Source organism: Erysipelothrix sp. HDW6B, from assembly GCF_011301115.1.
Classification (GTDB): Bacteria; Bacillota_I; Bacilli_A; order Erysipelotrichales; family Erysipelotrichaceae; genus Erysipelothrix; species Erysipelothrix anatis.
Genome location: NZ_CP049860.1, coordinates 628018 through 652973, shown reverse-complemented (window position 1 = coordinate 652973; position 24956 = coordinate 628018). Strand labels below are relative to the sequence as shown.

At 38.1% G+C, this 24956-nt stretch carries 22 protein-coding genes and 4 tRNA genes; 3 read left to right on the top strand and 23 right to left on the bottom strand.

The genetic code is table 11. The features are described from left to right. Nucleotides 1-18: 18 nt before the first annotated feature. From G7061_RS03105 to G7061_RS03060, 10 genes are all read right to left on the bottom strand, one after another. Nucleotides 19-852, bottom strand: coding sequence for a mechanosensitive ion channel family protein (locus G7061_RS03105; RefSeq protein WP_159640832.1), 834 nt, complete (start codon nucleotides 850-852; stop codon nucleotides 19-21). 9 nt (nucleotides 853-861) lie between these two features. Further along, nucleotides 862-1650 carry a YihY/virulence factor BrkB family protein gene (locus G7061_RS03100; protein ID WP_166118843.1) on the bottom strand — a complete coding sequence of 263 codons (789 nt, stop codon included), beginning with the start codon at nucleotides 1648-1650 and terminating at the stop codon, nucleotides 862-864. A gap of 147 nt (nucleotides 1651-1797) precedes the next feature. Beyond that, the gene (locus G7061_RS03095; RefSeq protein WP_166118838.1) at nucleotides 1798-4035 is read right to left on the bottom strand and encodes a Cna B-type domain-containing protein; all 2238 of its coding nucleotides are present in this window, start codon (nucleotides 4033-4035) and stop codon (nucleotides 1798-1800) included. 106 nt (nucleotides 4036-4141) lie between these two features. Next, on the bottom strand, nucleotides 4142-5149 hold the full coding sequence (locus G7061_RS03090; RefSeq protein ID WP_166118833.1) for an RNA polymerase sigma factor: 1008 nt from the start codon (nucleotides 5147-5149) through the stop codon (nucleotides 4142-4144). Nucleotides 5150-5271: 122 nt separating this feature from the next. Next, nucleotides 5272-6648, bottom strand: coding sequence for a dicarboxylate/amino acid:cation symporter (locus G7061_RS03085; RefSeq protein ID WP_159640844.1), 1377 nt, complete (start codon nucleotides 6646-6648; stop codon nucleotides 5272-5274). Between the two features lie 208 nt (nucleotides 6649-6856). Next, a complete protein-coding gene (locus G7061_RS03080) occupies nucleotides 6857-8935 on the bottom strand; it encodes a glutamine synthetase III (RefSeq protein ID WP_166118827.1) in 2079 nt (692 codons plus the stop codon). A gap of 121 nt (nucleotides 8936-9056) precedes the next feature. After that, nucleotides 9057-9314 carry a glutaredoxin gene (locus tag G7061_RS03075; protein WP_159635608.1) on the bottom strand — a complete coding sequence of 86 codons (258 nt, stop codon included), beginning with the start codon at nucleotides 9312-9314 and terminating at the stop codon, nucleotides 9057-9059. Further along, nucleotides 9311-10396 (bottom strand): class 1b ribonucleoside-diphosphate reductase subunit beta, encoded by a 1086-nt coding sequence (nrdF, locus tag G7061_RS03070; protein ID WP_236261760.1) that lies wholly within the window; start codon nucleotides 10394-10396, stop codon nucleotides 9311-9313. The genes G7061_RS03075 and nrdF overlap by 4 nt, the downstream gene beginning before the upstream one ends. A 12-nt stretch (nucleotides 10397-10408) precedes the next feature. Further along, nucleotides 10409-12523, bottom strand: coding sequence for a class 1b ribonucleoside-diphosphate reductase subunit alpha (gene nrdE, locus G7061_RS03065; RefSeq protein ID WP_159635611.1), 2115 nt, complete (start codon nucleotides 12521-12523; stop codon nucleotides 10409-10411). Further along, nucleotides 12520-12885: a class Ib ribonucleoside-diphosphate reductase assembly flavoprotein NrdI gene (locus G7061_RS03060; RefSeq protein ID WP_159635614.1), complete on the bottom strand. Its 366-nt coding sequence runs from the start codon at nucleotides 12883-12885 to the stop codon at nucleotides 12520-12522. The genes nrdE and G7061_RS03060 overlap by 4 nt, the downstream gene beginning before the upstream one ends. Before the next feature lie 293 nt (nucleotides 12886-13178). Between G7061_RS03060 and G7061_RS03055 the strand changes: the two genes are divergently transcribed. The 3 genes from G7061_RS03055 to G7061_RS03045 all read left to right on the top strand — a co-directional run bounded on the left by G7061_RS03055 (nucleotide 13179) and on the right by G7061_RS03045 (nucleotide 15671). Further along, nucleotides 13179-14144: a ring-cleaving dioxygenase gene (locus tag G7061_RS03055; protein WP_159640853.1), complete on the top strand. Its 966-nt coding sequence runs from the start codon at nucleotides 13179-13181 to the stop codon at nucleotides 14142-14144. 72 nt (nucleotides 14145-14216) lie between these two features. After that, complete coding sequence (locus tag G7061_RS03050; protein WP_159635620.1) at nucleotides 14217-14612, top strand: CoA-binding protein; 396 nt, start codon at nucleotides 14217-14219, stop codon at nucleotides 14610-14612. Nucleotides 14613-14732: 120 nt separating this feature from the next. Then, nucleotides 14733-15671: an IS30 family transposase gene (locus G7061_RS03045; RefSeq protein WP_166118818.1), complete on the top strand. Its 939-nt coding sequence runs from the start codon at nucleotides 14733-14735 to the stop codon at nucleotides 15669-15671. 33 nt (nucleotides 15672-15704) lie between these two features. Here the strand turns inward: G7061_RS03045 and G7061_RS03040 are convergent, their stop codons facing one another. From G7061_RS03040 to G7061_RS02980, 13 genes are all read right to left on the bottom strand, one after another. Then, nucleotides 15705-16208 carry a hypothetical protein gene (locus tag G7061_RS03040; protein ID WP_159645269.1) on the bottom strand — a complete coding sequence of 168 codons (504 nt, stop codon included), beginning with the start codon at nucleotides 16206-16208 and terminating at the stop codon, nucleotides 15705-15707. 133 nt (nucleotides 16209-16341) lie between these two features. Continuing rightward, on the bottom strand, nucleotides 16342-16689 hold the full coding sequence (locus tag G7061_RS03035) for a hypothetical protein (RefSeq protein WP_166118812.1): 348 nt from the start codon (nucleotides 16687-16689) through the stop codon (nucleotides 16342-16344). Between the two features lie 2 nt (nucleotides 16690-16691). Next, nucleotides 16692-17090: a helix-turn-helix transcriptional regulator gene (locus G7061_RS03030; protein ID WP_166118799.1), complete on the bottom strand. Its 399-nt coding sequence runs from the start codon at nucleotides 17088-17090 to the stop codon at nucleotides 16692-16694. A gap of 117 nt (nucleotides 17091-17207) precedes the next feature. Next, the gene (gene pepF / locus G7061_RS03025) at nucleotides 17208-19007 is read right to left on the bottom strand and encodes an oligoendopeptidase F (protein WP_166118796.1); all 1800 of its coding nucleotides are present in this window, start codon (nucleotides 19005-19007) and stop codon (nucleotides 17208-17210) included. Nucleotides 19008-19142: 135 nt separating this feature from the next. Continuing rightward, nucleotides 19143-19218 (bottom strand) — tRNA-Glu (locus G7061_RS03020). A 115-nt stretch (nucleotides 19219-19333) separates the two neighbouring features. Further along, a tRNA-Asn gene (locus G7061_RS03015) sits at nucleotides 19334-19409 on the bottom strand. A gap of 267 nt (nucleotides 19410-19676) precedes the next feature. Then, nucleotides 19677-19752 (bottom strand) — tRNA-Glu (locus tag G7061_RS03010). A gap of 6 nt (nucleotides 19753-19758) precedes the next feature. After that, a tRNA-Asn gene (locus tag G7061_RS03005) sits at nucleotides 19759-19834 on the bottom strand. A 114-nt stretch (nucleotides 19835-19948) separates the two neighbouring features. Continuing rightward, entirely contained in the window at nucleotides 19949-21127 is a 1179-nt protein-coding gene (locus tag G7061_RS03000) for an O-antigen ligase (RefSeq protein ID WP_166118791.1), read from the bottom strand. 61 nt (nucleotides 21128-21188) lie between these two features. Beyond that, nucleotides 21189-21866 carry a hypothetical protein gene (locus G7061_RS02995; RefSeq protein WP_166082923.1) on the bottom strand — a complete coding sequence of 226 codons (678 nt, stop codon included), beginning with the start codon at nucleotides 21864-21866 and terminating at the stop codon, nucleotides 21189-21191. A 39-nt stretch (nucleotides 21867-21905) separates the two neighbouring features. Then, entirely contained in the window at nucleotides 21906-23324 is a 1419-nt protein-coding gene (gatB, locus tag G7061_RS02990; protein WP_166118784.1) for an Asp-tRNA(Asn)/Glu-tRNA(Gln) amidotransferase subunit GatB, read from the bottom strand. Continuing rightward, nucleotides 23324-24658, bottom strand: coding sequence for an amidase family protein (locus tag G7061_RS02985; protein ID WP_166118780.1), 1335 nt, complete (start codon nucleotides 24656-24658; stop codon nucleotides 23324-23326). The genes gatB and G7061_RS02985 overlap by 1 nt, the downstream gene beginning before the upstream one ends. Beyond that, nucleotides 24658-24954, bottom strand: coding sequence for an aspartyl/glutamyl-tRNA amidotransferase subunit C (locus G7061_RS02980; protein ID WP_166118777.1), 297 nt, complete (start codon nucleotides 24952-24954; stop codon nucleotides 24658-24660). The genes G7061_RS02985 and G7061_RS02980 overlap by 1 nt, the downstream gene beginning before the upstream one ends. Nucleotides 24955-24956: the final 2 nt, after the last annotated feature.

The window sequence follows — 24956 nt, the reverse complement described above, 5'->3', positions numbered from 1 at the left end:
CTCCTTGCGGAGCCCTTTTTACTGTTTAAGATGAACTGTTTGTGTATTATATGGCATTGCGATGCCTTTTTCATCCAGCGCATTTTTTATATCTTTGCGCATACGGCGTTCAATCTCATAATTCTTGCCTGCTTCGGTTTTAACACTAACACGAACTTTAATAGCACTTTGAGCAAAGTCAACGATACCAATAACCTCAACCGGCGTAAGTGCACCCTCATAATTCATTGGAGCTACAATGTCCTGTAAAGTTGAAATGATGGAATCTGTACTCATTTCATAAGGCATCGGAATATCAACATAAGCATTCATATACTCTTTTGAGTAATTAACGATAACTTTAATTTCACCGTTGGGAATGGTAATAACTTCACCTGTTAAACCATTACGCAAAATCGTCGACAATAGTGTTACTTCAACGACTTCTCCAACAGAATCTTCGATTTTTACTACATCGCCGATTACGTATTGATTTTCTGTAAGAATTAAGAATCCAGATATCGTATCACGTACAACCTCTTGTGCACCCAACCCAACTGCAACACCGACTGCAGAACCAATTGCGAGTAACGGAGCAATTGAGATGTTGAAAATTTCCAGCATGAATGTAAATGCAATGACATAGAGAATGTAGCGGATAATTTTCGCGATTAATTGGTAAATTGTGCGCTTGTTTATATCAATTCGACGTTCATTGGCAATGCGATCAATCGCACTTTCAATCGCCCGATTAATGACCCACACCCCAAAGAATAAGATTGCGGTCGCAATAACACGTTGTGCAAATGGCGACGAGATATATCCCCATAACGATGTAACATTATCAACTTCAGTTTTGAATTCTGGTGACATAACTACCTCCTAAAACTTAGTTAAGAATCGGATAAGGCGATTCTTTTCTGGCAATTCTGATTCATTGTCTCTAAAGACATAATTGATGCTATAACCAAAGAAAATAATCCAAGCAATAAACCATCCTGAGATTAATAAAATCATTATAGATGCTAGCGGACCATAAATGGTTTGATAATTCGTAAAGCGATTAATATAAACGAAGAATAGTTGCCCTAAAAGCAATAATATTAATGCTGCTATAATAGCGCCTGGAAGTACCTCCCGCCACTTTGTGTAGCGAAAAGACATCAGACGGTAAAAAACCATAAAGAAGCCAATGACCAATGGAATGACAAAAAGTTTGTATGAGAAGTCAAAGAATCCCATAACCAACCCCACACTTGCAACTCCAACTAAAATCAGCAAGAAATAAGCAACCGATAGCCCACGAAGTAACCATCCATTAACCGCTACTTGATCTTGCTCACTGCTCAGAATTAGAAATGAGTAGATACTTTTGGACCCAACCCATACACTCGCCGCAAATAATGTAATTAAGAGTCCCAAATTATCAAAGTTAGAAGCTGAGATATAAAGTACAAACGGCTCAATTAAGTCTTTCGGTATATAACGTTGTAGAAATGAAATAAGTTGTTCTACTGGGACAACATATTTCCCAATAAAAACAACCGCTAAAATTAAAATGGGAGCGATCCCAACGATTAGTGAATAAGCAAATGCATATGTGAAGAGTGTTCCTTCATTTGATGACATCATTGTAAACAATGCCTTTAGATTTTTTCGATATTTTTTCATAAGAGTCCCTCATTCTTATCATAACAAAAAACGTGGCAATGTTTCCACTATGTGAGGGGATGATTCGTTACAGTTTTCTATAGACCCTATTATAAGTAAAAAAACCGCAATTATTTGAAGTTGCGGTTTTCTATTTATTTGTGACTCTTAATGTTTTGGACGACGTTTCATTCGTGATGTGAGCATCATGGCAAAACCACCCACTATCAAGATCCATCCATAATTATTATCCGCCAATCCTGTTTCTGGTAACACCGGTTTAGGATTTAATGTATTCGTGATGTTGAAGCCTTCGATCCGTGTTATATAGCCTGCAACAGCATCCTCACGAACTGAATACTCAATACTTCGTTCTCCTGCAAATTTTGGTAAATTCGCAAATTCATAGTACCAAACATCATCGGCTTTAGACCACACAGGTTTAACATTTTGAACCTCTTTACCATCAGCATATAGGCGTACTGTAATAGCATGAGGACGTTGTCCTGATTGATTGGATTGATCAACCCATGTTTTGGTTCCTTGAATTGAAATCAGTTCATGTGGCGGTTTCACGAGCGTATTCGTAATATTGAAGTCTGCGATATTTGTTTCATAACCCGGTACCGTATCCTCGCTTACAGTATAGATAATTGTTTGAGTGCCATTCATTTTCGGAAGACCCTTAAACGTATAGCTCCACACATCACCTACTTTAACCCATGTCGGTGTAACATTTGTTACCTCAGTACCGTCTGCATACAAGCGTACAGTAATTGCTTCAGGTCGTTGTGAACTTTGACCATCATCCCATGTTTTGGTACCACTAATTGAAATAAGTTCTATCGGTGGTTCAATTTTCGTGTTTGTAATATCGAGTCCTGTTTGTGTTGTTTGATAACCCGGTACCGCATCTTCTGTAACGGTATAGGTAATATTTTCACCTTCATGGGTTTTCGGAACATCCTTAAATGTATAAGTCCATACATCACCTGCTTTGGTCCAGATTGGTGTAACATTCGTTACTTCAGTTCCATCTGCAAACAAGCGTACAGTAATTGCTTCAGGGCGTAGCGGGCTTTCACCATCGACCCATGTCTTGGTACCACTAATTGAAATAAGCTCTACCGGTGGTACGATTTTCTCGTTCTCCACCGTCAATTCGAAGACACCGTTAGCAATCAGTAAATCATTAGGTATCGCAATTGGGCTTTCCAGCAGTAGATACCCATCTGGTGCAACGGTTTCTTCTAACGTATAATCATCTTTCAATAAGTCAGCGAACGACACGACACCATTCACATCCGATGTACTCGTTGCCACGATTTGATTGGTACGGTTTCGTGTCAGTGTAAACGTTGCACCTTCAAGCGGGTTGCCTTGTGCATCAACTTTCAGTAGTTTGATTCCGTGGTTGTACCCATTTGCTCCACCACCTGCGGAATAATAAACAGTATTTCGAACCACTTCTTTAATGATGACATCTGTATCCTCAAGTTTGGCATAGTTTTCGAATTTTTCATCAGTCACAGGTTGATAAGAAATCGACGTAATATATTGAACCATGTATTCATCAGAATTCAATATTTTCCCAAAATCAATACTAAAGGAGCGGTTGTCATCGCCAAATTTGATCTCGAAATCTGCCGTCACATCAACACCATTATCCATACGCCATACACCTTGAGCATCGAGGATCCAATCACCTTTTAAGATCTTAAACGATGACAACTCATAGTCTAAGCCAGCTGTTCGTAATTCATCATAAACAACAGCAGCATTGAAAGTTCCACCTGATGGATTAATACGCAGAATGTTTTGGATTTGAGTACCTTCTTCGTTTAAGAACCAATTATACTTCGAGAATTTTTCGTTTGGATCATCGCTATTATGTTCAATTTCGATTGTCCCTCCGGAAATAACCTCACCATTAATATCAATATCAATTTGAACTGTCTCCCCAACCTGAGTTGTGGTTGTATCAATCCGTGTGAAGAATTCCAATGATCCTGAGATGTTCGAATTTTTTTCGATGTAATCTGTATATACGAGCTCTGCTGTTTTTGTTAGTGGATTGACGGTAGCATACGCAACAATGTTCCCCAGGCTATCTTTCATTTCGAATTTATTATTTCCTTCAAACTTAAGAGCATCGGGTAGTTTAATGTTTGTATAGTCACCTTTTTTTCCGATGTTATTCGGAATTTTAAAGTCCAACGCAAACTTAATAACTGTATACTGATTTGCTGAACCAATGGCTTCCCCTTTTTCATTGGTTATTTTTGCATTCAATATTTCTAACGCAATTTCTTTTCGATCAACCGCCTCAATCGGTTGAATCACTGGTGCAAGTGACAGCATAATACTGACAACAATCACCATTACAATACTTAATTTTCGTTTCATGTTTTCAAGCTCCCCTCTGATTGATTATCCGTTTTACGGTAAACGGAAGACTCTCTCACTTAATACAACGAATCAGCCCTCCAAAAGTTTTAAAACTTTCAAAATATTATTCTAATCCATTCACCAGATATTTCCGTGTTGCACTCACAGATTCATTGACTTCATTTTGATAGGTTATGGTAATTTCGATAAACGAATTGTTACTCAGTTGTGTATTAGGATCAATACGCACTTGTGTTTCACTGCGTTCCTGATCAAAACAAGTACCTTTTTTAGCATATGCATGCCCATTTCCAGAGTGTCCAACAAACGAAACATCCAAACACGAGAAGAGTTCATCAGCTGAATTACCTGCTACTTCAGAAATAGGTGGATTGCTTGTAGTACTTGTCGCTTTAGGAAATGAATAAACCATACCCATGACAACCATTCCGACTCCTATCCCCCCTACAACGCGTCGTTGAATATGTTGTGATGAACCTTCTCGGTGCAACATTCGAATGAGAAGATATGAAGAGAAAATCGGAAAGACACTGAGAAGGCGCTTGCCGTCTTGAGTCTTTTCATGAAGGACTTGTGCTAATTTCTTCTTGCCGTAACGAAGATTACTCTTTACGGTATTCCGATTCAAATTCAATTCTTCGCCTATTTCCTTAATCGAAAGATCTTCAAAGTAGAATAGAACGATGCAAAGTTGCTGATCTTTTGGTAATTCTTGAATTGCACCATACAATAGATCGTTCCGTTCTTGTAACATCGCTAGTTTATCAGGATGTTCAAACCGTCTTTGATTCGCGGTATCTTGACTTAACGATTGCAACACTTCAATCGATTCCACAGATATATCTCGCTGTTTCTTTAGCGAATCGATAGCACGATTCCGTGCAATGGTCGCCACCCATGGGCGGAAATTTTCAAGTGTTGGTGCTTCAAGTGTGTCGATGCGAGCAAACGCACTCGAATACACATCCTGCACAATGTCATCCACATCATTTTGATTATTGGTAATTTTATAGACGATATTGTATACCAAATTTACCGTTTCATCATACATTTCTGCGAAAAATCCATCGTATTCTGTTTGCTTTAAATCATTGGTTCTCGTGTTTTCCATAACCTTAATCCCTTACTGAGCGTACCATTACCATAACATCAATTGATTTGAAAGGTGTGAGAAATTTATGTGTGCTTCTTAAGATATCGCAAATAAAACAAAAAAAAAGCGACTAAGCGCTTTTAAGATTCTATTGATGGAGTTACAACTGTTTGAGTCTCCCACCCTTTATGAAAGAGCGTTTCATCAACCATATCTAGTTCATGAGCGACACATAATGCACTCACGCCATCATCCATAACATTTGCCGCAGTAACAAGCATTTCAACCGGACGGTTGATTGCGAAAATAAAGCTATATGCTGCAAGTGCCTCTGGATTAACATAACCCATCCCACTAATAATTGTGAAGAGTAAGACTGCACCTGCGCCAGGAGCCGCTGGGGTACTTATCGACCCAATTACAACGAGTGCAATAATGGAAATCATTTGAACTACGCCAACTTCATAACCGCCTACTGACGCTATGAACAAGGTTGCAACAATTTGCATAATGGCCGTTCCAGTCATATTGATGGCAGATGCAAGTGGCACGATGAACGAAGCAATCGCTTCATCAACACCTAAATCATGCATTACCGTTTCTTGCGTTAAAGGTAAGGTTGCTGCAGACGAAGATGTGGAGAACCCAAACGCAATTACCTTATACATTTTCTTTAGGAAAATAACTGGAGATAACCCTGTACGTACCAACACGATTAATGGGAAGACTACAAACATCAAGACCAGTAAGGTTAAGGATGTCAATACCATGTAAACCATTGCTGGTTGCAGATAGTTTGTTCCATAAGATGCAAGCGTTCTAACCAATAAGGCAAAGATTGCGAATGGTCCAAACTTAACAATGACGATTTCAAGAAGTTTCATCGTAATAATGTAGACTTCGTTGATGAATTTACGTAGGATATCGATTTGATCGCGTACACTTTGCATGACAACACCAACGATAAGCGCAAAGACAACTACCGCAATGATGTTTCCGTTATTTGAAAGCATCGATACAAAGTTATTATTGAAGGCATTTAAGACAATCATCAAAGGATTAGTGTCGTTAACCGTTGTTTGAGCAAGCTCAATCGATTCAAGATTCGATAATTGGAACCAACCCATACTGTAACCAAAATAACCAACTGTTGTTCCAAGGATAACTGCAACAGTGAGGAGCAAAATAAAGTTCTTAATACCTTTGGTTGCCAGCTTGTTGAGTAAACTTGACTCACGAATATGATCAATTGCTTTAATAATTGAAGTAAAGATTAGAGGAACTAAAACAATTTGCAAGAGTCTCATAAAAATTTGACTTACTATGTAGAAGATTCCAACTGCATTTTTATTACCTGGTGCACTGATATCGGCAAACAACAATTTGTCTATTGATGTCCAAAGTGCTTGATGATTAGTTGATATTAAATACTCACGCAGAAAAATGAACCCAATTCCAACAATTAGGCCCAATGCGAGGGTGATGAGTATCTTACGTGTAAAATGATTCTTAGCCATGAAATGTACCTCCGTATGTATGATCTGACTTTTCGAATCAAATAAGAACGTGAAAAGATATACGGAAAACATGACTAGTTTCTTAGTGTGTATGTTTCCTTATAAACATCTCTGTGCTTACTTAAAGGATTCGTATGTATCTTACCAAAGTATCCTCTTTTATGCAATGATAATCCTCTAAAAAAAACACATCACGTGTGATGTGTTTTTATACATGAAACAATAAATCGCTATATGTTGGGAAAGGATACAATGAAGCATCCATATATGTCTCTAATTGATCCGCATCAACACGAATCGATGACAACAGTTTAACAACTTCTCGATCAAGTACAAGGCATTGTGCATCAAGATCTTTATTAACCACACCTTGAACCAATCGTTCCATTGCTTGGATTTTTTCCACAATACGGTCACTAAGATTTATAATTTGAGCGTGACGCGTTGCTGCATAGTGCCCTGGTAGTATTGTACCGTTCGGTAACATGAATGCCTGAACTTGTTTCATCGCAGCCGGAAGTAATTGACGATTAATCATCTGAATCAAGGTTAATGCTTCTGTTCGCACGTCTTCCACATAGCGATGACGTGCAATTTCATAGCGCGCCTCCAATTCACGACGATTTAAGACGCGTGTTTTCTCAAACATATTTTGTGACTTGTCCAAGAGTAATGAGTGGGTCGACTCAAGATAGGTTGTAAGATTTGCAAGCCCTCTGCGGGAGGCTTCTTCAATCCACGATTCATGATAACCGTCACCACTAAATAAGATCCGATGATGGGCTTGCACAATTTGTTGGCAAACTTCAAGCGCACGTTCGCGGCTTTCCTGAACATATTTGTATTGTTCCAATTCATCTGCAATTGATTCAAGTGACTCTGCCAGAATGGCACACAATACAGTATTTACGAAAGCACTACAGATTGCAGAACCCGGCATACGGAACTCAAATTTGTTACCAGTGAACGCAAATGGTGATGTTCGGTTGCGATCGGCACTATCTTTACGCGTAGCCGACAAAGATGCTAAAGGACTAAAGTACTGATCATCTTTATTAAGCGTTAATTCTTTCGTCTGCATCAATTGGTTGAGAATCGACTCTAAGGTCTGACCCACAAACATTGATATAATTGCAGGAGGCGCTTCACTTGCACCCAAGCGATAATCATTACCCGGAGTAGAGGCAGCAAATCGGAGTAATTCTGCGTGTGTATCTACAGCACGAATCATGGCACTTACAAAAATCAAGAAGCGAACATTTTCGTGAGGACGATCACCAGGATCGAAGAGATTGAGTCCAGTATCTGTGACAAGTGAGAAATTATTATGCTTTCCTGATCCATTAACCTTAGCGAATGGTTTTTCATGCAATAATGCATTCATATTATGTTTTAACGCTACACGCTCTAAGGTTTCCATTACGAGCATATTCTGATCAATCGCTATGTTCGCCTCAGCATAGATTACAACAATTTCAAACTGCGCAGGGGATACTTCATTATGCTCTACCTTTGCATGAATTCCTAATTTCCATAACTCCTCATTGACCGCTTCCATGTAATCAATAACTTTCGCTGGAATAGCTCCAAAGTAATGACCTACATGTTCTTGATCTTTCGGTATTTCATGACCGAGAAGGGTTCGTCCCGTAAATTTTAAATCGTCTCGTGCTTGAAACGTTTCACTATTTACGAGAAAGTATTCTTGTTCTAAACCGACCATTGCGCGGACCGAAGTGACGGACTTATCACCCAACGCATGAACGACTCGAGTTGCTTGTTCACTTAATGCATCCATCGCCTTAATTAATGGTGCTTTTTCATCCAGTGATTCTCCATGGTAAGCAATAAAAATTGAGGGAATGAAGAGAACATGGCCACGCAAGAATGCCGGTGAGGTCACATCCCAGTATGTATAACCACGAGCCTCGAATGTTTGCCGAAGGCCACCATTTGGAAAACTAGAACCATCAGTTTCACCTTTGATTAGATTTTTTCCTGAAAAGCGAGTAATAGTTTCACCACTTGGAGTGACTTCAATAAATGCATCATGTTTTTCGGCGCTAGAACCCGTCATTGGATGAAACCAGTGTGAGTAGTGAGTTGCACCATTTTCCATCGCCCAAACCTTCATCGCGTGCGCAATCGCGTCAGCAGTTTCCCGATCCATCGGTTCCTCTTGACTTACCGACCGTTCCCATTTCAAAAAGACTGGCCGTGGCATATATTTACGCATTTTTTCTGACGAAAATAGTTTTATTCCAAAATTATCCATGATATTTGTCATATTTTTCTCCTTGATTGCATTATTTTAAAAAAATATTGGAAATATGTAAATATTTTTGGAGTAATTACTGAAAAGTGCAAACATTCGTAAAAAAGTGGACCTTTTTCAGGTCCACTTAAATTTATTGAATATGTTTTTCGAGGAAAGCCGTTACTTTTGAAGGTGCAACATCGAGAAGTACATCGCCATCCGCAATTAATGCTGGTGTAGCCATAATATCATTATCTAATGCCAGCTTCATAAATGCCTCTGGATTGTTTTCTTTTTTTACAATTTCAATATCGTCCGCATACTTGTTGCGAAGACCGAGTTCTAGAAATTGTTTTAAAGTAACACATTTAGCACAGTTGTCCTGTGTCAACATTTTAATTTTGCTCATCGTTTAATTCTTGGAGCATCAAATGAGAAATCATCATCTTGAAGTGATTCTGATTTCATTTTTTGATACCCATTTCCTTTCATTGAGAAGTTATCCATTGTTTTTGTCTCGGTATTTAATCCATTCAAGACAACCGGGTTTACCTCTTCGTAGTCAAAATATGGATCAAACCCTAAGTTCATCATCGCTTTATTTGCATTATAGCGCACAAAAATCTTAACATCATGAGACAAGTCTACTGCATCGTAGATGGATTCAATTAATTCTACTTCTTCACCGTAGATTTCGTCAAGATAGGTTGTGAGCCATTGGTACAATTCAGCCTGCAGTGATTTATCAAACTTGTTGTAAATTTCCATTGCTAAGTTTCCAACATAGAGACCATGAATACTTTCATCACGAAGGATCAAGTTAATGATTTCCCCAGCTTGCATAAGTTTTCCTTGTCCATAGAAATAAAGTGGGTAATAGAAACCACTGTAGAATAAGCACGATTCTAAGAAGACGGATGCAACCATCGCTTTCCATTGTGCGACATCAAATTCTAACGAATCAACAGGCGTCCCTAAATCATCGTAGCGACGTTTATAAGTAAGACGGTCCAAATCTTCATAATAACCAACGATCAGCGCAAGAAGTCGCTGCATGTTCTTATTATTTTCTGTCCATGCAAACATTTCATCAATCTCATCATTTTGCAGGTATGTCATGAAAATATTTGAGTATGACTTCGCGTGAACCGCATTTTCCATGGCTGCCATAAAGTTTAAGACTGCTTTACGTTGGTGGAAACGATCATCAATTGAGCGTGACACAACAGGCATCCCAATATCTCCTTGATAGGTATCCAGGAATGTTAAAACAGCAAGGTTTTGTGAGTACGCTTTACGAACATCTTGAGGCAATGTTGCCCACAAGTTCAAATCTGGCTGAAGACTGATGTCTTCAGGTCTCCAGAATTGACTTAAATTTTGTTCATAAAACGTTTGTGTAAAGTTATCTTCATTTTCGTTCCAGTTTGCACCATCGTAATGGCGAACTGCACTTTTTGCTTCAATTTCTTTTAGTAACATATCAATCATTTCCCTCCCAAATTAAACTGCACATGCGATACATTCTTCGATGCTCAATTTATGTGTTCGTGTATAGTATAGTGTTTTAATTCCTTGGTAATGTGCATATAAGTAGTATTTTTGCAAACTACGTGTCGTTTCATCTGACGTAATGCATAGTTCAAATGAAATTCCTTGGTCCACGTGTTTTTGTGCCGTTGCAATAACATCAATAACTTTATATTTGTCCATTGTATATGCTGATTCATACATAAAACCCGCTACATCAGATGCTGGCATTGGGAAATATGTTTTTGAGTTCCCATAAGTACGCTCTTCTACAATTTGTTTAATCGGTGTTAATGATGGTGTTGCACTCATAACATATGCAATTGAACCATTTGGCGCAACTGCTAGTCGGTTAGAGTTATAGAGACCAAATGTCATTACATCATCTTTTAACTGTGTCCATTCTTCTTCTGTTGGAATATAAATATCCTTCATAATGTCTTTAACGACATCCGTTTGTGCATGAACAGGTCCACGATCATTGAAGTATGACCCATCAGCATATTTTGAACGCTCGAAACCATAGAAACGAAGTCCTGTTTCACGGGCTTTCGTCATTGAATGTTTTAAACTATAGAAGTTAACAAGACTGAAGAATACATCAATTAAATCGATATCTTCATCACTACCATAAGCAATATAGTTTTCCGCAATATAGCCATGGTGCCCCATAATTCCAAAACCAACAGAACGCATAATATTATTAGCACGAGCAACTGCTGGTACATGGGCGATATTCGTCTTTTCAGATACAGAGTTCATAATATCCATGGCAGCATATACTGTTTCTTCAATCGTATTGTTTTTAATCATATTTCCCATATGTCCACTTGCAAGGTTACATGAAATATCTAAACCGATTTGGTCTTTATCACGATTGTTGTAATCTGCATATGTTGAGACAACAGAAGGTTGCAGAATTTCTGTACATAAGTTTGAGAACTTAATTGGATCCGCGAGAGGGTTTTCCTTATTAACGTTATCAGCATACATGATATATGGGTATCCGGATTCCCCTTGTAATTGCGCAATCATATCGAAGAGCTTACGAGGGTTTATTTTACGCTTACGAACATTTGGATTTTCTACAAGTTTCTCATACCAGTTATCCATATCAATTGCGATATCTGAGAACGGAATTCCATATTCTTTATAAACCGTATGCGGATAGAAGACATACATATCTTTGTCTTCGCGTGCTAATTCAATCATCTTGTCAGGCATAACCACACCCATTGATAATGTCTTAACACGAACATCGTCATCAGCATTCAATTTTTTAGTTGAGAGGAAATCTTCAATATCACTGTGGAATACGTTTAAGTAAACAGCACCCGCACCTTGACGTTGACCCATTTGATCAGCATAGCGGAATGCATTATCAAGAAGTTTCGCTACCCCTACGACACCTTTAGCGACTCCAGGAATATCTTTAATGGTTTCACCTTTCGCACGAAGGTTGGTCAAGTTAATCGACACGCCACCACCCAGTTTTGAAAGTTGCATTGCAAACTCTTGAACACGTGCAATGTCATTTAAAGAATCATCCACTTCCAACAAGAAACATGAGACAAATTCACCACGTTTTTTCTTCCCAGTATTGAGTAGTGTTGGTGTTGCTGGCGTAAAGTCTTGAGCAATAAGTGATTTAATAAGACGACGCGCTGTCTTTACATCACCATCAGCATGGTAGAGCGCAATAATGGAAAGTCGATCTTCATAACGCTCCAAGAATACACGGCGTTCATCATTTGATTTCATTGCATAATCGTTATAGAACTTAAATGCACCCATGTATGTTGGGAATCTAAACTTCGCATTATAAGCAATATCATAGACAGATTCAATTTCTTCAAATGTATACTTATCCAAAAATTCTTTCTCATAATACTCATTTTCAATCATGTAATCGAGTTTTTCACGTAAAGAATGGAAAAACTGTGTATGTTTATTCACATAATTTAAAAAATAAGAACGAACCGCTTCTTTATCTTTATTGAGATCTTTAATATTTCCATCTCCATCAAGGATCTGATTATTAAGAATGACCCACTCAGGAATTTGATTTGTTTTTGTTTGCGCTGTCATAGACGTGCCTCCTTATATTCTTGAATCCATGTTTTTACATATTCAACATCTTTACTAAAGCCTGAACCTTCAAATTTCAATACGAGTTCAATGTTGTATTGATCACTAATTTTCTGCCCTGCTGCTCCAAAGTTTGTACCCCAATTACGATTGCCGCTTACTGCTAGGCCTACCACTTTATCTGCATATGTTTCAAGAAACTCTGCAGCTTCATCGGTAACTTTCCCAAAGTCCCATGAACGTGTTATCAAGAATAATTCACTACCCTCACCGTCATAGTCTAAGATATCTATAGTATTTTGTTCGAGTTTTGATGCAAATCTTGCACCTTGACCCGTCAAACTATCAAAAACGACTAACATACATTCACCACCCTTCAAATCTAATAGTATTAAAACACAGATTTTTTTTACATGTGAGTCCTTGACACAGATTTTCGTCTGTTTTTAAGAAATGAAAATCTGAAACATAAAATATTTAATGATTGTCGTTGTGTCGGAGTGTGTGAACGCCTTAACAACATAAATTTTCTTCATAAATTACATCCATAATATTAAACATAGTAGATTGCTAGGTCATTATTCTTGCACTCCTTTTTTTGATTCGTTATGATTGCATTATCAACAAGGCAGTACATGCCAGAAGGAGCACATTTATGAAAACTATATCAGGATGGCATCATATCACCAATATCGCAAGTGATGCACAGAAAAACTACGAATTCTATACAGAGGTTCTCGGAATGCGTTTATTAAAGAAAACCGTTAACCAAGATGATATTTCTGCATACCATACATTCTTTGGAGATGAGAACGCGTCTGCCGGAAATGATTTAACTTTCTTTGATTTCCCTGGAATCAGTAAAGCTGTCCGTGGGACCAACGCAGTAACCTCTGTTGGACTGCGTGTCCCAAGTGATGCAGCACTTGAATACTGGATGCAGCGTTTTGACGAAAAAGGCGTTAAACACGATGCTATTGATGAACTCTTTGGTGTTAAAGGGCTTCGTTTTGAAGATATTGACGGCCTCCGTTTACGTCTTGTCTCAGACCAAACTGGTGGTGGTTTCCCAGCTGGAAAACCAAACCAATGGAGTGATGTACCTAACGAATTCGCAATTGTTGGACTCGGAACTATTGAAATCACAGTCCGCCATATTGATACACAAGAACAATTCTTAGTTGATGCTCTAGGCTTCACAAAAGTTGGTATTGAGGATGGTGTAACACGATTTGAAACGGGCCCAGGTGGAAACTCATCATCCATTCATGTTCGCGTCGATCAATCTTCAGCAGACGAGTACCAAGGTTATGGTGCAGTTCACCACATTGCGCTTCGTGTTGAAACAACCGAAGACCTCAAAGAGCGTATTGACCAAATGACCCGTAACATGTATCCAAACTCCGGTTTCGTAAACCGTCACTACTTTGAATCTCTTTACACACGAGTTGGACGTATTCTTTATGAATTTGCTACCGATACCCCTGGATTCACAGTTGACGAACCAATTGAAACATTAGGAGAAAAACTAAGCCTTCCACCATTCCTCGAGCCACAACGTGACCGCATTGAAGCTGAAGTCCGTCCATTTGATACGAAACGAATTAACTACCGAAAATAAGGGATTCTGTGTTAATACACACAGTCTTCAAAAACAGTGTGCTATACTTAACTTATGAAAAGGAGTATATTTATGGACAAATCATATGAGATTTTATCAACAAACAGCAATTATGCAGTAATTGGCATGACCGATGATCAGAAAAAATTTTCCTATAGAATTTACACTTTACTGAAAAACAAAGGCAAAATTACACGAGGCATTCACCACCGTCTTACCGAAGTTGAAGGCGAACGTATTTATAACTCAATTGAAGCGATTGAAGATCCAATTGATGTCGCAGTCTTTGTTGTTAATCCAACGATTGGGATCAACTATCTTGAACCCATCAAAGCAAAAGGCATTTCGACCATTTGGCTCCAACCTGGAACTGTTAGCGATGAACTCGTTGCCAAAGCACATGATTTAGGACTGAACGTTGTTGAAGATTGCGTTCTTGCAACCTATGCCCGAAACGAATCGAAATAATCATAAATAAAAGCCAGTTCATCGAACTGGCTTTCCTAAATTCAAATCTCAACCGCACCATCAAGGTGCGGTTGTTTTTGTATAATAAAAGGAGCCCACCCGACTAAAAGGAGCTCCCATATGAAGTATAAGCAATTAAATAAAAAAATAAAAGACCAAATCGATATTTTATTGAGTGTAGGATATTCGATGCGACAAGTTGGACGCGAACTGAATATTTCGCATTCAACTGTTTCGAGGTATAAAAGCAATCATTATAAGAAAAGAAAAATAGATATTCAACATAAATATAACCACTTAATCGATTACCTCAATTCTCGTTATGATCCGAAAGTCCGTTCTATCGATGTCTGCCTCAACAACTATAGAAGGTATCATCCTCATAAACCCTGTGTATCCGTTCAACAAGTGTATAACTGGATCAACCAAGGAAAACTTATGATTGACCCTCTTAGGATGTGTTACAAAAGACGTAGACGAAAGAAGCGAATGAGTGGAATGATGAACCACTTTCAATGGAATTTGGAAAATCGAACTGTGCTACCAATTAGTCTGAGACCCAATTATATAGAGGCCCGAGATGAAATCGGTCACCTTGAAATTGACTCAATAATCGGAAAGAAAAATGAAAGTGCAGCAATAATATCAATCGTAGATCGATGTTCCAGAATGAATTGGCTGATAAAGGCTGAGTATCGATTAGACTATTACACATCCTCATTAATTAGAAAATTTATAGAAGAAAACAAAATAGTAACGAAATCAATAACCGTTGATAATGGATTAGAATTTAACACAATGGGAATTACTGCAAAACGACTCGGTGTCAAACTTTATAAATGCGATCCTTACTGTTCTTTTCAGCGTGGTTCTAATGAACGAGCCAATGCGATAGTTAGAAGATTTATACCGAAAGGAAAGTCACTTTACAGCATTGGACAACAATATCTAGATGACATTGCCTTTAAAATCAACTCAATGCCGCGTAAAATATTTGACTTTAAAACTGCTTATGAGATAGAATTTTTAAAAATGAATAGTGGTGCGGTTGAGATTTGATAAAAGAAAAGCCAGTTCATCGAACTGGCTTTTTTAACTATAACTGTATGCATTGATGGCATTTTGCATGTCTTGATAATCCATGATGCACAAATTCATGACCACATGGCCAATGACCCCGGCAGCAACCGCCGAAGCACCTGCTTTTAGAAAGAGCCCAATTGCATGGTTAATCTCAAACGCTCCGAGAAGCTGAGGTATCGGCATAAATAATGGATAAATGCATGTTATCACTACAACTGTCAAGAATGCGACGCGTCCAAGGAATGTCTTTGGTAGTTTTCGATATACTGGTCGTACATGATACCCTTCAATGTCATATTTACAATTTTGTAAGTCCCGCTTCGTATTATAAAAACCAAAGCCCGAACATAATACACCCAGCCAAATAAGACCCACCAACAAATCCGATTGGACATTGACCATCGTTAGTGCTCCCTTGTGTGTGCTAAATGCTACAAAGTAAAAGAACCCATTTATGAGTATATTCATAAACACAAAATCGAACATTATTTTTCGAAACATATAGAAACGCATGTTTTCCCCCACAACCATTTCTGGAACTTGATTTTAATATAGTGTTAACTCAACATTTCCATTTTAGCATATTTAAATTTATTTTAAAGATACTCTCTTATGATTTCACAAAATATATCATAAGTGGTTATAGTTACATCGATACTTTATGATGAACTTTAAGAATGCGGTCATGTTTGACCAATGCATCACACCATGTGTCATCGTGCATCAAAATTTTCAACGAGACCCACTCATCATCAACATCCATAAATTGTACCACCTGTAAACCACCCTCTACCGTCTTCTTTTTTAGCGCATACAACGCCTCCAATTCAACCGCGAGTGTCTCACCTAAATACTTTCGCAGATGGTTCTCGATATAATCTTTTTCATTTGTGAGTCGCGCAAGCATGGTGCGAACTGCACGATTTTCTTTTAGCAACTCACTTAAGGCATAAGCGATATAAATTAAGATAACTAAATAAATATACTCCATCATCTCTAACGTCCCCCTTTAGAAACAATTGCACCAATACCTTCAAGGTTGATAACTTTTAATTCATTGCCTTTATCTAGTTGAAGCACGGTCCACTGTTGATCCATATCTGTGACAGTTCCACTTAAGACCACACCACTCAGATATTCAACATCAACTTGTTTTCCAATCCATTGTGATACAGCACTTTGACTCCTGACAGTCTGTGTATCACCCTCAATCAGGTCGTATAAACTTGTTTGATACAACAACGCCAACGCATGTAATTTATCCAGAGACGGCGCTACATGGCCTGTCTCCCAATTTGAAACAGTCTGCCGTGTTACTTCTATTTCTTGTGCGACATATTCCTGCGTCAGTCCTTTTTCTTTTCGACAATTTGCCAGTCGATCACCGAGTTTCATATTAACTACCTCCCCCTTAACTTTAACGAATTCATCAATATTTATCTATCAAATATCGTTTGCACCCTTCGCAAATGAAAACCCCATGCTCTCAATTGGTGCATGGGGTTACTTTTTTTACTTAATAATGAGAGTACGGAGCTCTTCCATACGTTTTCCAAAAATTGCGAGTGTTGTATCAATTGCTGTTGTTTCATGCATATCAACACCTGCTTTTTTCAAGACATTAATAGGGTAGTCGCTGCTTCCTGATTTCAAGAAGTTTAGATACGGCTCAACGTCCCCTCCATTATAAATGGTTTCTGCAAAGAGCGTTGCTGCACTGAACCCTGTTGCATATTGGTAGACATAATAATTGTAGTAGAAGTGTGGAATTCGCGCCCACTCATACCCAATTTCTTGAGTAGATACTGCTTCGCCATAGTAAAATTTATTAAGCGCGTAGTAAGTATCAATTAGGTAATCCGCTGTTAATGCAGTACCTTCTTGATCCGCTACGTGAATCAAATGCTCAAACTCTGCGAACTGAGTTTGACGGAAAACCGTACCCTTGACGGTATCAAGGTAATGGTTTAATAAATAAGCACGTACTTTTGGATCTTCGTATTGATCAAGAAGATAGTTAAGTAATAAATTTTCATTCGTTGTCGAAGCAACTTCTGCCACGAATATTGAATAGTCTCCGTAAATATACGGTTGGTATTTACGCGTCATATAAGAGTGGACCGAGTGCCCTAATTCATGAGCCAAGGTAAACATGTTATCAATGTTTTCTTGCCAGTTTAGAAGGATATACGGATCAGTTCCGTATGATCCGGATGAATAGGCACCAGAGCGCTTCCCTTTGTTTTCGACGACATCAATCCATCGGTCATCAAAAGCACGTTTCAAGACCGAACGGTACTCATCACCAAGCACTGATAACGCTTCAAGAATAATTTCCTTCGCCTCTTCATACGTAAACTTCAAATCAACATCGTCAACCATCGGTACATACATATCGTACATTTGGATATCTTCAAGTTGTAATGCATCATTACGTAGCGTTACATAATCATGAAGCATATTAATGTTTTTATGAATTCCATTGATTAGGTTTTCATGAACATTTTCATCAATATCATTCCCGAAAAGGGCTGCTTCACGTGCTGATTTGTATCCTCGAATATTTGCATTAAAGTTATGAATTTTGACATTTCCAGATAAGGTACTTGCAAGAGTATTCTTAAGATTTCCGTATGTTTCTTGCATTGCTTTAAACGCACGTTCACGAACTTCACGATTCGGATTTTCCATAAACAAGGAATAGCGACCATGTGACAGCTGAACTTCATTACCATTCTCATCTTTGATTGATGGGAACTGAATATCCGCGTTATTAATCATTCCAAACGTTGTGGATGGAACATTGAAAATCTCGCCTGCAGAAGCAAGAACACGTTCCTCTTTATCACTTAAAATATGAGCACGTGATTTAAACAATCTCTCAAAGTCGTGCGTATATAGTTTTAATGCGTCGTTTGATTCAATATAACCACGAATGGTGGATTCATCCACCGCAAGAATCTCAGTATTGTAAAAAGAGAAACTCGAGCTGAATTTTGCAGCCAGCGTTTGGACGCGACCATTCATTGCTTGATATGTTGGATTGGTTGTATCAACATCAAAACTTAGATGTGCATAAATATAGAGAACTTCTAAACGAAAACTCAACTCATCTCTAAATTTTAGACCTGCTAAGAGTGCTTCAGCACTTTTACCTAAGGTTCCTTGGTATGACGCAACTTCTTCTAATTGTTTTTCGATAGCACTGTATTCTTCATTCCACGCTGCATCGCTTTCAAACATTGGTTTTAAATTCCATGTATCTTTTTCTGCGACTTCTGAACGAAGTGGTAATTCATAATGATCTGACATATTGCACCTCTATTCTATTGTGGGTAATGACCCATTGCTTATATTTTATCATAAATTTACGAAGATGCTTTATGTAATCATTTTCATTACTCGCATAAAAAAACTCACTTCATTGAAGTGAGTGTTAATTACAATTGGTGACCCGTACGGGATTCGAACCCGTGAATGCATGCGTGAAAGGCATGTGAGTTAACCGTTTCTCCAACGGGCCAGCTGTGCGTTATTGATGTTTATCTTTTTAGCGCTTTTGTATTATAGCAAGATTGGTAATTGATGTAAAGTGTTTTTTACACTTATTTTCAACACCACTTTTTCTAAAAATAAAATGGCGCTTGTTGCAGGACTCGAACCTGCGACCCACTGGTTAACAGCCAGTTGCTCTACCGACTGAGCTAAACAAGCATCGCTTAACGCTCATAAAATATAACATACATCCCTACTGTAAGCAAGCAAATTTCCACTTTTTAAGGATAATTTTTTTAACGCATTATCATCAGTGGGTATTCTGCACTTTTTTAACAATATAGTCGCTGTTAACTACTGTATTTGTGTGGTTTATATCAATTTTTTTATGACTGATTTTTCCTATGCTGATGTCTTGATCCTCAATTCGAAAGTGTCAAAGTATAAAAAAAAAGCAACATTCGGAATGTTGCGTTAATCACACTTTGGTGACCCGTACGGGATTCGAACCCGTGAATGCATGCGTGAAAGGCATGTGAGTTAACCGTTTCTCCAACGGGCCAATAAATGGCGCTTGTTGCAGGACTCGAACCTGCGACCCACTGGTTAACAGCCAGTTGCTCTACCGACTGAGCTAAACAAGCACTGCTTAGTGCTTATAAAATATACCATACAAGATATCGGAACGCAAGCCTTTTCTTTAAATAAATATTTATTATCTTTTGGAATAGAAAATACGGCTATTTAAAGCCGTATTATTAGAATTTATTACGATTTGGAATGCAGAAAACAACCGCAAATAGTAAGATTGTTTGAATGTAATATATCGGAATATCGAAGACACCATAAACTAAAAATGCCACGAGTAAAGAGATTGCGAGTGGATAGTCTAAATAGTATGCATTGTTATAGACATCAACTGCTCTTTCTATAATAAACAACGTTAAGATACCCGTTCCGACAATACCAAGACTTAATAAACTTTCGATAAAGATATTATGTGCATGAGTATTGTCAAACAACAAAGCATATGAAAATAGACCGTGACCCCACCATGGTTCTTTAATTATCGCATCCATTGCATTATCCCAAATATGGAAGCGAATGGACGAATGATCAGCAACTTCCATGAACCGTGGAAAAATTGAAGGGTTGTTCATAATAAAGATTCCAACGATGCAGCCAATAAACACCAGAATTTTAAGCTGTGTCCATTTCCTTTGCACCAAGATAACCCCTACAAGCCCCACAGCGAGACCTAAGAGGATGGATCGAGTTCCTGTTAGGAATAATGCGTATGTATTGATTAGGAATGCTCCAGCGTAAAAGAGGAGCAACTTATAGTTTTTAAATGTAAGTTGAAATTGAATTTGGTTAAAGCAAACTAATAGAACAATTAGCAAAATGAATGCGTAGAAGTTGGGATTATCAAATGTTGAATAAGCACGATAGTAACCATCTCCATAAGGAGGAAGTTGCCACGCCGGCATATGTCCAACATTAAACCACGCCATTACCTTCGTCGCAAGGTCCGAAAACCATTGTGGACGGTACTGAATAAATATAAAGAAAAAGTTAAACAGCGAACTCCACACAATATAGTATTGCATCTTCATGTAGTTACGTGGCGTAATGCGCCGTTTAACCGCACCGACATACGCAATTATATAAAGCATAAATATTGCTGCCAAAAGCCCCAAAACGTTGTTGTTAACATATGCTACGACGATTAGGTAAGCAATCAGCGGCCAAATGAAACTTTTAAAACTGATGTCTTTAAATTTCACCCATTCATATGCAACATATACTCCTAACGCAATGAGACTTGGATACATAACATAGTTCGGCAAAAACAAGACAAAAATCAAGAGGAATAATAAATTCTCTTGAAATTGTTGATTTAATCTTTTACCAATTGTCATTATGTCTGTCATCATAGTTATTTTACCACAAGAAAAAGTGACAACTATAACAATAGTGTCACTTCATGCTATTCAATTATTCTGTTCCTTCTTCTGAAGGTACATCATTGCCAGATTCTGTATCAGTAGCTGCTTCTTTTTGTTCGCCTTCTTTTGATTCAGACTCTCTTAGTTTTTCCACAAATTCTGGTGCTGTTGCTTCACTTACAAGTTTTCCAACAGGTGCTTCTTGTTGGGATGATTTTGAGTAAATGTAGTAGATAAAGTTTGGTCTTTGTTCTTCAGTTGGTTTAACCATATTGTAGACATTAATTTCAATATCGTACATTTTTTTCGAATCAGAAGCTGTGAAATACTCTCCCACAGGTAGTGTTGCTACGGTAGTTTCATAAACTTGGTTCGCAATTGATGCAATGGCATCTTTATCAGTACCTTCCGCAACTTTAACGTTGATCCGCACTGTTGCAGTCTCGAGTTCATATTTTACACTTTCAGCGACACCTAATGCTTCGACATTTTTTTGTATCGTTTCAAGCGCCGTAGTTTCAATAGCTGGTGTTAAATCACCATCAAAGCGATTTCCAATAATTGGTTCACCACGTACTCCTGTTGCTGATAGGATTGTATATCCGAGGAATACTGTTGGAATTGCAATAAGAACAAGGCACACTATGATTGCATAGAATGACCAGTCATGTTTCTTTTTAGTTTTATTTTTTGGTTGTTTAATTTTTGGATCTTGTTTTTGAGTCATCATGATCCTCCTTATTATTTAATATAAATTGTATACGATTTATATTTTCTGCGCAAGCACACGTAATACAAGTTCATTGGTTAAGCGTGGATTTGCTTGTCCTTTAGAAAGTTTCATGACTTGACCAACAACAAATTTAATCGATTTGTCCAGCCCATTTTTATAGTCTTCAATAACTTGTGGATTTGCTTCCAGTACAGATTCAATCCAAGCTTCAATAGCGCCTTCATCGTTAACTTGAACCATCCCAGATTTCTTGATGACTTCTTTTGGAGATTCTCCTTCAACCATTTTTGCGAAAACGTCTTTTGCTTGTTTTGATGAAATAGTATTGGAATGAATTGCTTCTATAAAGTCATTAAAATATGCCGGCTTAATCCATGATTCTAAGCTTTGTTCGCCTTTTTTATCAAAAACGGCAAGGATATCTTGTGTTAACCAGTTAACAATTAATTTTGCTTGTGAATTTAAAGCACTGACTGTATCAAAATAATCTGCAATCTCTTGATTACGGACAAGAACCGTTGCATCATACATGCTTAATCCTAAATCATTGTGGTATCGCATTACACGTGCAACCGGTAATTCAATGCTTTCTTGATTTAGCATTGCTTCTGGAATACGGATTGGCGCGATATTCGGTTCTGTAAAGTAACGGTAATCGACAGCACTTTCTTTGGTACGCATTCCGACTGTTGCTTGTTGTTTTTCATCAAAACGACGTGTCTCAGTCACAACTTTGTCACCACTTTCGATCACATTTCTTTGACGTTCAATTTCAAACTCTATGGATTTTTGAACGTTGCTTATAGAGTTTAAGTTCTTAATTTCAACTTTAGTTCCAAAAGCTTCTTGACCTTCTGGGCGGATTGAAATATTCACATCACAACGAAGTGATCCTTCATCCATACGACCATCCGAAATTCCTAAATAGATTACCAAAAGACGTAGTGCATCAACATAGGCTGCTGCTTGTTCGCCAGTACGGAAATCGGCTTCAGTAACGATTTCGAGTAGTGGTGTCCCGGCACGGTTAAAGTCAATTAAAGTATTTTCCCCTTCATGGAATTGCTTGGCTGTATCTTCTTCCATATGGAGTCGATTAATTCGTACCGTCATCATCTCTTCGTTTACCAGAATATTAAACAATCCGTTTTGTCCGAGTGGGTAGAATTGTTGTGTAATTTGGAAACCTTTCGGCAAATCTGAGTAAAAATAGTTTTTGCGGTCAAAACGAACTAAATCATCGATTTCGCAATTAAGCGCCTGAGCTAACTTAACGCCATATTCAACTGCCCGTTTATTAACTTGTGGTAACGTTCCAGGCATGCTCAGATCAATTTCATTGATTGCTGTATTTGGTTTTAAACCATAGCCCAAAGGAGCTCCGGAGAACATTTTAGATTGTGTCTTGAGTTCACAGTGAATCTCAATACCGATAACTGCTTCGTAATTCATTAGAATGCCCCTTTCCAGTTAATGAGTGATTCAAATGCATTTGCATAAGCAAACATCGTTGCTTCTTCAAATGGCTTGGTGCTGATGTTAATACCAATTGGCATCGCATCGACGAATGCTAATGGTATTGTCATACTTGGGTAACCACTGAAGTTATTGATAACCATGTGGTTTTCTGAGATAAGTGATTGATCTGATTTTTCATCAAGGAATGGTCCTTCAATTTTCGGCGCAATTTGTGTTGATGCAAGGGCAACAACTACATCCACATCTTCAAAGAATTTTGCATAAGCATCCACGATAACACGTCGGACACGTTTAGCTTGATTGAACACTTCTTCTTGATTTTTATCATCGAGTGCATATGCACCAAAAACAAAGCGACGTTTAATGGTCTCACTGAACCCCAATGTACGCGTACGTTTCATAATTTCTTCGAGGGAATCACCTACTTGTGCGACGCCATAACGAACACCGTCAAGATCAGCATGATTCGCAACTGCTTCAGAGTTTGAAATAATGGAGTAGACTGGAAGTACTGCACGTAGAAGTGTTTCATCCATTTTTTTGTCAACTAAGACAGCACCTTTAGCTTCAAGTTGGTTGGTAAATTCTTGGAAAGACTTTTTAATTTCGCCTTCAGGCATGTAATCCTGGATTGATGAGAAAATACCAATTCGTTTGCCTTCAAGATCCATGTCTAATAATTCTGTATATGCTGGTACTGGTTCAAATGAACTCGTCATATCTTTATTATCACGACCAGCAAGAACTTCAAGCATTAATGCTGCATCTTTTACTGATTGTGTAAAATAGCCAACATGATCCAATGAAGATGCATACGGAATGACACCATATCGAGAAATTCGTCCATAAGTCGGCTTGACTCCAACCGCTCCAACGAAAGCCGCAGGTTTACGAATGCTATCTCCTGTATCAGATCCTAATGCAACACGGACTGCTTTCGCGCCAACAAGAGCTGCACTCCCTCCAGATGATCCACCAGAAATGCGTGATGTATCGTAAGGGTTACTTACGGGTCCTGTAATGGCACTTAAGTTTGTACCACCCATTCCCAATTCATCCATTGATGTCTTAGCGACAATGTTAGCCCCTGAAGCTAACAAAAGGTCCGTAACATGTGCATTATAAATAGATTTATGATTGCTCAACAGCTGGCAACTTGCAGTTGTCAGTGTTCCTATCATATTGAAGTTGTCTTTGAGAGCAATATCCCATCCTATGAGTTTTCCTTCGGATGCAGGTTGGTGTTCGACATAACTTACAATTGCATTTAGAGATTCATTTGCTTTTTTTAGAGTATCAATTGACATTATTTATTAACCACCTTAACTATTTCAAAATAATCGCCTTCTATTCGTGGCGCATTTTCGAATGCTAATTCTTGCGAAATAACATGTGTTGGCTCGTCTTCACGAAACCAACTTGTTTCTATTTCAAATGGATAAGACATTGTTTCCACACCTGATGTATCGATATTTTGCAATATTGAAATTTGATTCAAGAATGTTTTTGATATTTCTTCGATATGTGTAATTTCTTGGGGTTGGAGCTCAAGCATCAAATCGGATGCTAATTTTTCGATAAGCTCTTTGTTTAGTTTTTCCATGT

Excerpts from the sequence above, each read along its gene's own strand:
- G7061_RS03050 (WP_159635620.1), top strand. The coding sequence starts at position 14,217 with ATGGACAAATCATATGAGATTTTATCAACAAACAGCAATTATGCAGTA.
- G7061_RS03040 (WP_159645269.1), bottom strand. The coding sequence starts at position 16,208 with ATGCGTTTCTATATGTTTCGAAAAATAATGTTCGATTTTGTGTTTATG.
- G7061_RS03055 (WP_159640853.1), top strand. The coding sequence starts at position 13,179 with ATGAAAACTATATCAGGATGGCATCATATCACCAATATCGCAAGTGAT.
- G7061_RS03100 (WP_166118843.1), bottom strand. The coding sequence starts at position 1,650 with ATGAAAAAATATCGAAAAAATCTAAAGGCATTGTTTACAATGATGTCA.
- G7061_RS03060 (WP_159635614.1), bottom strand. The coding sequence starts at position 12,885 with ATGTTAGTCGTTTTTGATAGTTTGACGGGTCAAGGTGCAAGATTTGCA.
- G7061_RS03090 (WP_166118833.1), bottom strand. The coding sequence starts at position 5,149 with ATGGAAAACACGAGAACCAATGATTTAAAGCAAACAGAATACGATGGA.
- nrdF (WP_236261760.1), bottom strand. The coding sequence starts at position 10,396 with ATGATTGATATGTTACTAAAAGAAATTGAAGCAAAAAGTGCAGTTCGC.
- G7061_RS03080 (WP_166118827.1), bottom strand. The coding sequence starts at position 8,935 with ATGACAAATATCATGGATAATTTTGGAATAAAACTATTTTCGTCAGAA.
- G7061_RS03000 (WP_166118791.1), bottom strand. The coding sequence starts at position 21,127 with ATGATGACAGACATAATGACAATTGGTAAAAGATTAAATCAACAATTT.
- pepF (WP_166118796.1), bottom strand. The coding sequence starts at position 19,007 with ATGTCAGATCATTATGAATTACCACTTCGTTCAGAAGTCGCAGAAAAA.
- gatB (WP_166118784.1), bottom strand. The coding sequence starts at position 23,324 with ATGAATTACGAAGCAGTTATCGGTATTGAGATTCACTGTGAACTCAAG.
- G7061_RS03045 (WP_166118818.1), top strand. The coding sequence starts at position 14,733 with ATGAAGTATAAGCAATTAAATAAAAAAATAAAAGACCAAATCGATATT.
- G7061_RS02985 (WP_166118780.1), bottom strand. The coding sequence starts at position 24,658 with ATGTCAATTGATACTCTAAAAAAAGCAAATGAATCTCTAAATGCAATT.
- G7061_RS02995 (WP_166082923.1), bottom strand. The coding sequence starts at position 21,866 with ATGACTCAAAAACAAGATCCAAAAATTAAACAACCAAAAAATAAAACT.
- G7061_RS03095 (WP_166118838.1), bottom strand. The coding sequence starts at position 4,035 with ATGAAACGAAAATTAAGTATTGTAATGGTGATTGTTGTCAGTATTATG.
- G7061_RS03075 (WP_159635608.1), bottom strand. The coding sequence starts at position 9,314 with ATGAGCAAAATTAAAATGTTGACACAGGACAACTGTGCTAAATGTGTT.
- G7061_RS03105 (WP_159640832.1), bottom strand. The coding sequence starts at position 852 with ATGTCACCAGAATTCAAAACTGAAGTTGATAATGTTACATCGTTATGG.
- G7061_RS03035 (WP_166118812.1), bottom strand. The coding sequence starts at position 16,689 with ATGATGGAGTATATTTATTTAGTTATCTTAATTTATATCGCTTATGCC.
- G7061_RS03085 (WP_159640844.1), bottom strand. The coding sequence starts at position 6,648 with ATGGCTAAGAATCATTTTACACGTAAGATACTCATCACCCTCGCATTG.
- nrdE (WP_159635611.1), bottom strand. The coding sequence starts at position 12,523 with ATGACAGCGCAAACAAAAACAAATCAAATTCCTGAGTGGGTCATTCTT.
- G7061_RS02980 (WP_166118777.1), bottom strand. The coding sequence starts at position 24,954 with ATGGAAAAACTAAACAAAGAGCTTATCGAAAAATTAGCATCCGATTTG.
- G7061_RS03030 (WP_166118799.1), bottom strand. The coding sequence starts at position 17,090 with ATGAAACTCGGTGATCGACTGGCAAATTGTCGAAAAGAAAAAGGACTG.